The sequence below is a fragment of the Shewanella mytili genome (genome assembly GCF_046765975.1).
Lineage (GTDB): Bacteria > Pseudomonadota > Gammaproteobacteria > Enterobacterales > Shewanellaceae > Shewanella > Shewanella mytili.
This window is the reverse complement of the sequence record NZ_JBKOUD010000001.1, coordinates 603,106-614,388: the sequence shown is the minus strand read 5'-3', so window position 1 is coordinate 614,388 and position 11,283 is coordinate 603,106. Positions and strand designations below refer to the sequence as shown.

11 protein-coding genes and 1 rRNA gene are annotated in these 11,283 nt (G+C 50.5%); 2 read left to right on the top strand and 10 right to left on the bottom strand.

Going from position 1 to position 11,283, the window contains the following annotated elements:
* Positions 1–117, bottom strand: a 16S ribosomal RNA gene (locus ACIDEJ_RS02750); the annotation flags it as partial.
* Positions 118–427: 310 nt separating this feature from the next.
* On the bottom strand, positions 428–985 hold the full coding sequence (gmhB, locus tag ACIDEJ_RS02745; RefSeq protein WP_411986553.1) for a D-glycero-beta-D-manno-heptose 1,7-bisphosphate 7-phosphatase: 558 nt from the start codon (positions 983–985) through the stop codon (positions 428–430).
* Between the two features lie 218 nt (positions 986–1,203).
* On the opposite strand from gmhB, the gene ACIDEJ_RS02740 reads away from it, so the two are divergent.
* Both ACIDEJ_RS02740 and ACIDEJ_RS02735 read left to right on the top strand, forming a co-directional pair.
* Positions 1,204–1,350, top strand: a complete 147-nt coding sequence (locus ACIDEJ_RS02740; RefSeq protein ID WP_411986552.1) for a hypothetical protein — start codon at positions 1,204–1,206, stop codon at positions 1,348–1,350.
* 46 nt (positions 1,351–1,396) lie between these two features.
* On the top strand, positions 1,397–2,467 hold the full coding sequence (locus ACIDEJ_RS02735; protein ID WP_411986551.1) for a ketoacyl-ACP synthase III: 1,071 nt from the start codon (positions 1,397–1,399) through the stop codon (positions 2,465–2,467).
* Between the two features lie 96 nt (positions 2,468–2,563).
* Here ACIDEJ_RS02735 and ACIDEJ_RS02730 read toward each other — a convergent pair whose 3' ends face one another.
* The 8 genes from ACIDEJ_RS02730 to ACIDEJ_RS02695 form a co-directional block, all read right to left on the bottom strand.
* Entirely contained in the window at positions 2,564–3,238 is a 675-nt protein-coding gene (locus ACIDEJ_RS02730) for an exonuclease domain-containing protein (protein WP_411986550.1), read from the bottom strand.
* A gap of 1 nt (position 3,239) precedes the next feature.
* A complete protein-coding gene (locus ACIDEJ_RS02725) occupies positions 3,240–5,087 on the bottom strand; it encodes a DUF294 nucleotidyltransferase-like domain-containing protein (protein WP_411986549.1) in 1,848 nt (615 codons plus the stop codon).
* 115 nt (positions 5,088–5,202) lie between these two features.
* Entirely contained in the window at positions 5,203–6,939 is a 1,737-nt protein-coding gene (locus ACIDEJ_RS02720) for a sodium:solute symporter family protein (RefSeq protein ID WP_411986548.1), read from the bottom strand.
* A 12-nt stretch (positions 6,940–6,951) separates the two neighbouring features.
* Positions 6,952–7,218: a DUF4212 domain-containing protein gene (locus ACIDEJ_RS02715; RefSeq protein WP_411986547.1), complete on the bottom strand. Its 267-nt coding sequence runs from the start codon at positions 7,216–7,218 to the stop codon at positions 6,952–6,954.
* A 455-nt stretch (positions 7,219–7,673) separates the two neighbouring features.
* On the bottom strand, positions 7,674–8,510 hold the full coding sequence (locus ACIDEJ_RS02710; RefSeq protein WP_411986546.1) for an SDR family oxidoreductase: 837 nt from the start codon (positions 8,508–8,510) through the stop codon (positions 7,674–7,676).
* A gap of 37 nt (positions 8,511–8,547) precedes the next feature.
* Positions 8,548–9,753 (bottom strand): HD-GYP domain-containing protein, encoded by a 1,206-nt coding sequence (locus tag ACIDEJ_RS02705; RefSeq protein WP_411986545.1) that lies wholly within the window; start codon positions 9,751–9,753, stop codon positions 8,548–8,550.
* 174 nt (positions 9,754–9,927) lie between these two features.
* Positions 9,928–10,398, bottom strand: a complete 471-nt coding sequence (locus ACIDEJ_RS02700) for a DUF2919 family protein (protein WP_411986544.1) — start codon at positions 10,396–10,398, stop codon at positions 9,928–9,930.
* Positions 10,399–10,424: 26 nt separating this feature from the next.
* Positions 10,425–11,264, bottom strand: a complete 840-nt coding sequence (locus ACIDEJ_RS02695; RefSeq protein WP_411986543.1) for an HNH endonuclease — start codon at positions 11,262–11,264, stop codon at positions 10,425–10,427.
* Between the last annotated feature and the right edge of the window lie 19 nt (positions 11,265–11,283).

Here is an 11,283-nt window from a genome sequence, read left to right as displayed (position 1 = left end):
CACCCGTCCGCCGCTCGTCATCTTCAAAAGCAAGCTTTTGAAATGTTACCGCTCGACTTGCATGTGTTAGGCCTGCCGCCAGCGTTCAATCTGAGCCATGATCAAACTCTTCAATTGAAAGTTTTTTTGCTTCCTAAGAAGCGACTCTATGAATGACTGTTCTTATATAGAACACTCTTCAATGAGATAAATCGTTGTCGATGTATCTTCACTGTGAGTGCCCACACAGATTGCTTGATATTTTGTTAAAGAGCGTAAGTTGTCTATCAACACCAGCATGTTGTCTGAATGTTTGTCATCAACTTTGGCGACTGCATCGTCGGCCAGTGGGTGCGCATTATAGGGAAACGACTTTTTTATGCAATAGCTAAATCCACTAATTTTGCCACTTTGGGCACGAGCGCCTAGTTTTTCTACAAAATGCGGATTAATCGGACAAACCGGCCAGATATGCAGGCACATCGGCTATGGAATCGAGCACCATGGTGGCTTCATTGATGGCTTCCTGGGTCACGGGCTTACCACTGCGCACCAAAATGCGTACCGGAATGCCTGCCGCTTTGGCTGCTCGCATGTCATCGGCTTTATCGCCTACCAGAACGCTTTGCGACAACTCCAGTTTCAAAAAGCGTTGGGCACTGATGATCATCCCCGGTTTGGGTTTGCGACAATCACACTCCTGCTTGTATTCACCGATACCCTTTTCCGGATGATGGGGACAATAATAGATACCGTCCAGATCTACGCCTTTATCGGCAAAATTCCAGTCCATCCATTCAGTGAGTTGCTGAAACTGCTCTTCGGTGTACAGGCCCCGGGCAATACCGGCCTGATTGGTGATCACCACCAATTTGTATCCCTGCTGTTTTAAGGCACGGCAGGCGTCAAACACGCCTTCAATATATTGAAAATCGTCTATTTGATGGACATAACCATGATCGACGTTAATAACGCCATCCCGGTCAAGAAACACGGCTCGCTTCACGCTGACTCTCCCGATATTTGAATCGGGATATTATTTCATTCCTCCGGAGAAATTGCATCGGCCGATACGCGATTGCCACACATAATGGCAAAATTAATCACTGGTGTGGGGAAATCCCGTCATCAACACCCTGGCAAAGCCAATTCCACTGCGACATGCTTTATTTATAGGCGGACTAAGGGTAATCTTAGCCACAGCATTTATGACAGGTGCGCATCATGCCTGATATCTGTGGAACCGATGCCGCTTATTTTCAAGCCAAGCAACATCAACCCCATGATGACGCCATCCCTCCCGTATTAGCGGCAGGAGATTTACAAGCGCCGCAACCCGCGCAGCTGTTACGCCAACAAAACCATAACTAGCAATTGAAAGCGCCATCTCGGGTGGTTTCTTAACGAGAGATTTTCCATGCAGTATGCAACTATTACCGGCTGGGGCAAATGTGTACCTCCAGCAACCTTAAGCAATGATGATCTGGCCACCTTTATGGAAACATCCGATGAATGGATTAAACCCAGAACCGGCATCAGTCGGCGCCATATCAGCCATGTTGCCACCTCAGAAATGGCCAGTGTCGCGGCAAAACATGCCCTGGCCGCCGCAGGTATTGATGGCAGTGAACTAGACATGATCATTCTGGCCACTGCCAGCCCTGACACCTTGATCCCCAATATTGCGTCTACCGTTCAGGCCAATATCGGTGCCCACTGCGCCGCATTTGACATCAATGCGGCCTGTAGCGGCTTTTTGTATGGCATGGGACTGGCCACCGCCCAGATTAAAAGTGGCCAGTGCAAAAAAGTGTTGGTGGTGGGTGCCGAACGCCTGAGCTTTTACATCGACTGGTCACGCCGGGAAACTGCCGTACTGTTTGGAGATGGGGCCGGTGCCGTGGTGCTGGAAGCCTCTGATGTGGCAGGCGGCGTTCTGGGATATGAGATGAGCAATGATCCCGCAGGCCGGGAAATTCTCAAAGCCAGTTTCGGGACATCCATGGATCGTTATGATGCAGAATCACTGCACTTTTACATCCAGTTTGACGGCAAGGAGATTTTCAAGCGTGCCATTCATGGCATGAGCAGCCTTAGCAGCAAGGTATTGGAAAAATGCGGGCTTGATAAAGACGATGTGGATTTGGTGATCCCCCATCAAGCCAACGAGCGCATTATTGATACGCTGGTACATAAAATGAAAATCCCGGCGGAAAAAGCCTTCGTTAACATTGAAGAATATGGCAATACTTCAGCGGCCACCATTCCCATTGCCATTTGTGATGCACTGGCTAAAGGGGTGATCCAGCCCGGGCAACACATTTTGTCCTGTGCCTTTGGTGCCGGGCTTACCAGTGCCGCGTTATTGGTGAAATGGGGTGACCGGGTGACACCGTTGGCAACCTCTGATGCCGCCCTCCCCCCTTGCGATGAAACCGGACTGCAGCTGATTGAGAAAGCCGTGAAATTTTTCGGCCCTCAGCGCTAATCAGCCGCTTGTTATCTAGCGCTTGATTGCAAAACGCCCCCACATAGGGGCGTTTTTTTTGGTGAAGATACCAACAAGCGCAAGCAACGCAGCCGCTCATGGCCACCAGAGGAATTCGTTAACGGCCACGGCAGGATTAATGGCAGCGGTTTGGGCCAGAAACAACTCGCCACAGGCAATGGCATCCATCAGGGCTGAATGAGCCATGTACACGGGCAAGCCGTAGCGCTGCCGACAGGCTCCCAGACGCAAACTGCCCTGCGGCAGTATATGGCGCTCTCGCAATAACCGGCGGCGCTCGATTTGCAGCGTATCCACAACCGGAAAGTGCAAGCGCTTGTCCCCCTGTAGCTGAGCCAATGCCGTTAAAAAAGCCAGATCCAGTGGGGCGTGATGGAAAATCATCAACTTGCCCATTGCCTGTTGCAACAGCCAAGGTAGCAGGTCCTGCTGACTCAAGGCCGGCGATTGCAAGTGACGGTCCACAATGCCATGGATAGTGGCGCTTTGGCCGACACTGCCCGCGATGCCCACCAATTGATGCTGCGCCGCCGCAAGGCGTAACTGCCGCTGTACAATGGGCACCAGCCCCACGGAAATAATCTGGTGCTGCTCCGGTTTCAGGCCGGTCATCTCCATATCCACGGCAATCAAGGGCACTTGCGCCAATGGTTGCTGCAACAAGGGCAGCAGGCTTTGATAGTAATCCCGCACAACAGGCAATGCCCGATAGGATAACCAGCGCAAATAAAGCGGCTGCCATAGCGACATCCTAAAAACTCCGCATGAATTTCAGTTTCAAGGCCGCTTGGGCGTCATGCACCACTTTAAAGGCATCTCGCAGTTGGTGACGCATGAGCGACGACAATGCCTGGGGCTTGAGATAATTGCTCAGTGGCTCCTGATTTTCATATTGCCGCCCTTGATTGGCCAGGCGCATATGGGCAATGAATTCCAAGGCGTCTGCCAGATTCAAACCGTCCTTGCGGGTGAGGATGCCGTTGGCAATCAGTGTCCGGATCCTTTTGGCCGTATTCACCTCATGAATGCCGGCAGACAAGGCATACACCCTGGCAATGTCGTTAATCAGCACGCTTCCCCGGTGTTTTAAATCAATGCCTTTTTCTTCCGTACCATCGCGCTCCAACACAAATTGCCGGAAAAAACCCAAGGGTGGTGATTCACTTAATGCATTGCCCGTCAGTGCCGCCAGAAAAATATCGTTATCCCGGGTGTGCGCCAGCACATTTTCCTGCAACGATGCAAACAGGGGCGCCGGGCCGTAAACACAGCGCATATCAAAAAAAATGCTGGCGTGCATCAAGGCTTTGGGGTCTGGCGTATTGACCCAGTCAGAAAATGTTTGCTGCCACTGGCTCAGTGACATCCGCCACGCCGGGTTTTGCGCCATGATATCGCCGGGGCAGAAAACATAACCACACTCGTTAAGCCCCCGGCACACGGCATGGGTTAAAGCCTCAAAATAAGCGCTTGCCTCGGTATCGGGGGCTTGCGCCAGCAGCAAACCGTTGTCCTGATCAGAACAGGCCATCTGATCCTGCCGCCCCTGACTGCCAAAAGCCAACCAGCAAAATGCCATGGGCGGCTCCCCCAGCAATGCCTGATGCAACTGGATTAAACGCCTTGTCAGGGCATCAGTGACACTGGTCAGAATGCGTCCTATCTCTTCAGCCCTAGCATCGGCGCTGATAAGATTCTGCAGTAATAACGGAATTTGCTTACTTACATGGATAAGGCTTGGCACATCATGCTGGCGCTCTATTTCGCCAATCAGCAAAATCGGCTGGGATGACTGGCTGCGGATAATGTCCGTACTGGTGACCATGCCTACAGGATGGCCGTTATCCAGCACCGGCAAATGGTGAATGTTGTGCTGGCTCATCTGCAGCATGGCTTCAAATACCAAGGCATTGGCCTCAATGGTTTCCGGGGTGGCCGTCATGGCCTGATGCACCGCAATGTCGCCACCGTGTCCCTCTGCCAGCACCCGGTTACGCAAATCCCGGTCGGTTAAAATGCCCACCAGCTTATGGTTATCCATAATCAATACCGATGACACCCGATGCTTTCGCATCAGTTTGGCCGCTTCATTGACCGAGGTTTTGTGATCCACACTGACAGGTGCCGTCGCCATCAGGCTGTTAATCCGATTGGCCGTTAACAGCGCATTGTGCCGATAATCCTCCTGATGGCGCAGGCGTTTGGCATAGGCCTTATTGAAAAAGCGATCAAAGGCCCGGCAGCCCTGACGCAGCTTGTCAAATAACGGCAAGCCCAGGTGGTACACCAGCCCGTCTTCCAGAATCAACACCTGATTGCTGATGGTTTCACCCGACATCAAGGACGGAAAACCGAAATAATCCCCGGCGCCCAGCCGATCCAATAACTCGCCTTGGGCATTGCGCACCTCAAACGCCCCGCTGCGCACGATATACAACTCCGGGTTTTCCGAACTGAGAGGCACGGCCTTCATGGTATTGCTGTAATAACCAATCCCGAGATTACGGCAGCACTCATCCAGTAAGTTTGGCGGTAACTCATTAAATGGCGCTATTTCGGCCAGAAAATTACGAATGGGCAATAATTCACTTTCGTCCATACACCTGATTACCGTTTGGCAAGTGATAGCTTAATGATGATGGCTGGGCATTTTCCCAGCCAGCTATCTTTGGTCGAATAAAAAAGGCGCATGAAGCGCCTTTCAGGTGAGCAGATTAATGATCCTGTGCACCTCCGGCACCTTTGGGGAAGCGAATGGAGTCCACCATCTGCTGCACTTCTGCCGGCACGGCAGCAGTTACCTTGCTGACGAGAATCGCCACCACAAAGTTCACCACCATGCCCACCATGCCAATCCCTTCAGGCGAGATCCCAAAGAGCCAGTTATCCGCCACGTTGGCCGCAGGATTCACAAACTTGAAGTAAATGATGTAAACGGCAGTGAACCCCAGCCCCAACACCATCCCGGCAATGGCGCCTTCTTTATTCATGGTCTTGGAGAAGATCCCCATGATGATGGCCGGGAATAACGACGCGGCAGCAAGACCGAAGGCAAAAGCCACCACCGCCGCCACAAAGCCGGGCGGATTAATCCCGAAATATCCGGCAATCACAATCCCGATGGCAGCCGCCATGCGTGCAAACATCAGCTCCTTCTTGTCGGAAATATCCGGCATGAAGTTCTTTTTCAGCAAGTCATGGGAAACCGAAGTGGAGATAACCAGCAGCAACCCGGCAGAGGTGGATAACGCAGCCGCCAGGCCACCTGCGGCTACCAGTGCAATCACCCAAGCAGGCAGATTGGCAATCTCGGGGGTTGCCAACACCATGATGTCACGGTCCACATCCATTTCGTTGGCGTTATCCGGATCGGTAATTTTGCCTTTGGCGTAATACATCTTGCCATCGCCATTTTTATCGTTCCATTTGATAAGCCCGGTCTGTTCCCAGTTTTTAATCCAGGATGGCGCGGTCTCGTGGACCACCCCTTGACCATCGGTGCCGTTAATGGTTTCTATCATGTTCACCCGGGAAAACACCGACAATGCCGGCACCGTGGTGTACAAAATGGCAATAAACACCAAGGCCCAACCGGTACTGGTACGGGCATCCTTTACCTTGGGCACGGTAAAAAAGCGCACTATCACATGGGGTAAACCGGCGGTTCCCACCATCAGCGCCGCAGTAATGGCAAACACGTCAATGGTGCTTTTTGTGCCTTCGGTGTAAGCATTGAATCCCAGCTGGGTAGACAATCCATCAAGTTTTTGCAACAGGTACACCCCGGTATCATTACCGGCAGCATCCACCACGGTTGAGCCAAAGCCTATCTGGGGCAGCACATGCCCGGTCATCATCATGGAGATGAAAATGGCAGGCACCATGAAGGCGAAAATCAGCACGCAATACTGTGCCACCTGGGTGTAAGTAATGCCTTTCATGCCGCCCAGCACCGCATAAAAGAACACCACGGCCATCCCGATATACACCCCGGTATCAACGTCCACTTCAAGGAAGCGGGAAAATACCACGCCCACACCGCGCATCTGCCCGGCAATATAGGTAAAACAGATGAAAATGGCACACACCACCGCGACAACCCGGGCGGTTTGCGAGTAGTAACGCTCGCCAATAAAATCCGGTACGGTAAATTTGCCGAATTTGCGCAGGTACGGCGCGATACACAAGGCCAGCAGCACATAGCCACCGGTCCAGCCCATCAAATAGACGCTGCCGTCATATCCCACAAAGGAGATAATGCCCGCCATGGAAATGAATGATGCCGCCGACATCCAGTCAGCCGCGGTTGCCATGCCATTCATTACTGGCGGGACCCCACCGCCAGCCACGTAAAAATCCTTGGTCGATCCGGCACGAGACCAGATGGCAATGCCAATGTAGAGCGCAAACGAAACCCCTACGATCAGAAATGTCAGTGCTTGAACATCCATCGTCAGTTCCTCTTATTCTTCATGTACGTTATATTTTTTATCCAGCGCATTGGCTTTGTAGGCATATACAAAGATCAGCGCCACGAATACATAAATGGAACCTTGTTGCGCAAACCAGAATCCCAGCTTGAATCCCATAAAATGAATGTTATTGAGCATATCCGCCAATAAGATCCCGCAACCGTAAGACACCACAAACCAGACCGCTAGCAAGCTCAGCACCAGGCGCAAATTTTCACGCCAGTAATTCAGTGCCTTTTCGTTATTTTCAAAGCTCATTTTGCGACTCCCCATCACTAAATTGCTATTAAGTCACATTTAATCTAGCAACCGGGACTTTGCTCACAATCAAGACATTAGTCTATAAAGCGGGTAACACGACGGTAACAAATTGAAAAAATCATTATTAATCATTTACTAAAAAAGGTATTAGCAAATTATTGTGAAGCCAAAAAGGGGTGGGATTTTAGACCAATGTCGAAGGATAAGAATAATTGCTCTAATCAATAAACAGTATGAAATAAGGTGTTTTTTACCAAGTTGAGGGGGATTAATCTGGCTTATGCATTAAAAATATGATGATTTAAATAAAGCCTTCCGCATAACCTGATTGTAGCTGAAAGCCTTCGTCACCCAAGTAGCGGCCATATTGGAAATGTCTGGGGCATGGATAGACAAACGGGGATGAATATCTCCCCGTTTTCAATCACCTGCATAATAGGTAACCCTTGTGATTAACCTGCACAGGCCGGCAGCAAGGCATAGGCATCAGCATGCTGATAGTGAAAGCCCAATTCCCGGCAAATTAGGCTGCCGTCAATTTTCTTGCCTGATGGATCATGGCGTGACACCGGCTGAAACTGTGGCAACGGCAACCCCAATTGGGTGGCAGACAACCCGTAAAAGGTTTTTTTATCCATGGTGAATGGGGCGCACAGGTTATATACCTCTCCTGGGTTATCAGCCCTGAGCACGGCCATGACGGCAGCGATGCAATCATTTAGGTGCACCAAATTCACCGGTTGATTGGCACCGCTGAGTTCGCAGCGCCCCGCCATGAAGCGACCGGGATGGCGCCCTGGCCCCACCAGACCGGCAAAGCGCAGCACGGTCACTTGCAAGGTGTTACTGGCCAATTGCAAAAACAGCTGTTCGGCCTGCTGTAACATGGCGCAACTTCCCTCTTTGGCCACAGTAAGATCCTGCTCGGCCAACACGCCGGAGGTTTGCGAATAAGCACCGGTGCTACTGATAAAAATCACCCGTTGCAATGCGCTTTGTGTCACGGCGTCGGTAAGGCGGGATAATTTCTGCAACAGGAGGTCATCATTGCCATGGCGTAAACCGGGGGGAATGTTCACCACCAACCCATCACACCCTGCCAGCAACGTGGCAGGCAGCGGTTCAGCACCGGGCAAATTAAGCAGCACGCCATCAATGCCCGCTGCAGTAAGGGCTGCCACGCCATCTTCTGTGGTTTTACTGCCCTTCACCTGAAAATCTTGCTGCTGCAATGCCTGCGCCAGTGGCAAACCAAACCACCCGCAACCGAATACCGCAATATGCTTCACGACAATTCTCCCATTCCCGATTTGGTTGTTATTGATGCTAACACGTCCCTGACTGACAAAAATAAAAACTTATGCCGGCATCCAAACGCAAGGTTTTTTTGGCGTTTTCACTGAGCTCTTCAACCTTCAATGCCCGCGCAATGCTGGTTTCCTCTTCTGACAGAATGCGGTAACACCCCTTTTTGCCATCCCGCTGACAACACCATACCAAAGGCTGCATGACATTATTTGTAGTCACCACCACCTTGGCCAAGGAATCATCGGTCAATTGCACCAATGTACCGGGGGGATAAACGCCCAAAATTTTTACCAGCGCCTGAATGAGGGTATCGCTGTGCTGTTTCACGCGGTTTTTAAACAGGTAACCCAGTGCCACCTGGGGCGACACCATTTCATCCCGCCACAACAGATTGTCGTAATCATTCACCAGCGCCACAATCTGAGTGGTCAGCGGCAATTTGCCACTGTCCAGCCCGTCCGGATAGCCACTGCCATCCATGAACTCATGATGGTGCCACACAATATCCAGTACCTCGTCACTGAACATGCCGCCACGTTTAAGCAATTCATGGCCATAGGTAGGATGCATGGCAATGAAATTCTTCTCCGGGGTGGTAAGGGCGCCGCGTTTATTGCGAATGGCCGGGGGGATCCTGAGTTTACCGATATCATGTAACAGCGCACCGGTTGCCAGTGTGCGCAATGCCGGTTTGGGCAGTTGCAAGGCTTTACCCATCATCATGGACAATACCGCCACGGACACACCGTGCTGGGTAGCGGTTGGACGGGATTCACCAGAAATCACCAGCGCCAGATGAGCCGTATCCGCATCCAGCAACTGCGTCAGCATGGTTTCCACCAGCACGGAGATTTCCCGGCTGGCACCTTCCGGATCACTGACCACTTTGCCAAAACCGCCGCGAATGCCATTCAGGGCATTGATGAACTGGGACTGACTTTGCCGTAAATGTTTACGGGCCAATTTGTCCAGCGCCGGCAGTATCTCCGCTGGCTGACTGACGTTTGATTCTGCGACAAGGGGTTCGGCGGCATTTTCTAGCGTACCGGATAACAGAATGACGTAAGGCACCCCCAACTGGCGGATCATGTTGATCTGGGCATCGGAGATGATTTCAATTTTATTGAACAGGAAAGGATGATCCGTCCACGACAGCGGTAATTTAACCGTAATCCCCTTCTGCAGCTGCGACAGCGACAGACGGATCTCTTCGGTTTTTTCCACGTAACTCCCCTATCAGACAAGGCTTATAGTGTTGGCGCACCACACTTATAGGCACTCAGGTACTTTATCACTATAGTGCAAGGGATTGGAGAGGAAATCATTCTGCAATAAAAATATGATACCGCTACACTTTTGCTGTAAAAAACGGCAAAAAACGCATGTTTTGTACCAGTGCTAGCGCTGTTTCGGCCAATCAGCCACATACGCTTTAAGCTGCCTTGAGTGATATAAATAAAGCAGCGACCAGAACAGTAACAAACCATCCAGAGCCGTTGCCCAGTCAAACATGAAATGGGCGTGACTCAACCTGGCAAACAGCAAAATGGCATCCAGCAGCAAAAAAAGCAGCAACAGCAACCGCAAGCGGACAAAAGCGCCACTTAACCACAGCGGTTTTCGGCGCCGTTCGGCCATTATCAAAAAAAATGCCAGCACCGCACCGCTGCCCGCCACCAGAGCCGTTAAAAAATCGGCACGCTCGGGATAAAACAAACGCACCAGCTCCGCACGATCAGAGGAGATGGTTAACGACATGATGAAAATCACCCAACCACGGGCCAGAAACAGCAATAAAAGGTACAGCACCCTTGGCGGGCGCACATGCCCCTGCTCATCCAGCCAATGCACATCTTCAATTCTGAACATCTTGCGTTCGCATGTGATTTCCCGAATTAATGAAGATGGGCATGGAATGAACCGTTTTCAAGCTTTATCACCTTTTCAATCAGCTCCTGATTGTAGCTTTCCGCATCTTTACTTAAATGAGCTCTACGGTGGCAATTAGGACATAAGGCAATCACGTTTTGCGGATGATCCGGCCCACCATCACCTAACATCAACAGGTGATGGACCTCAAGGAATGGGCCCGCTTTCCCTTGAAATGGCGCAGGAGCCAAACACCCTTCACAAACACCTTGAGCACGTTTTAACGCGTATCGACGAATAGCGGCAGAACGAATCGCTACATTATGTATTATTTGTTTAATTGATAAATTATCCGTTACTGAACCTAACGCCAACATGCGTAATTCCGATAGTGAGAGATGCTTACCTGGCATTTTTGCATCACCATATTGATTTATAGGTTCTCTAATTTCAAAAAACTGGGTAGGTAATAATGCAAGATGAAAAATAATTGCATCCCTCATATTACCTTCTCTATCCAGCCGCTGTTCAATATGGTGTCCAACATACTGCGCTTCACCAATGTAACGAACGTGCGCACTCTTTATATATTTAAATAAATGTAATTTTTTACCGTATTTCAGGTGATCTCGAATGGCGGCATTACCTCGCGTCATCGTCATAGGACCCACTTGCCCTTCACCGGTGTACCAAAATAGCCCATCAGGGCGAAATTGATCCTGATAACCATAACTTTCAGCTGTATTACTGGTAAAAACCAGCACCATCGGCCACCCTGATGGTGTACTGATCCCACCTTGAGATTGTCCCCCATAAATATGATGGATTTCTTCTTTTCTTTTATAAATTGTTCCTATTTTAAACATTCCATTGCCTTTGTTTTAC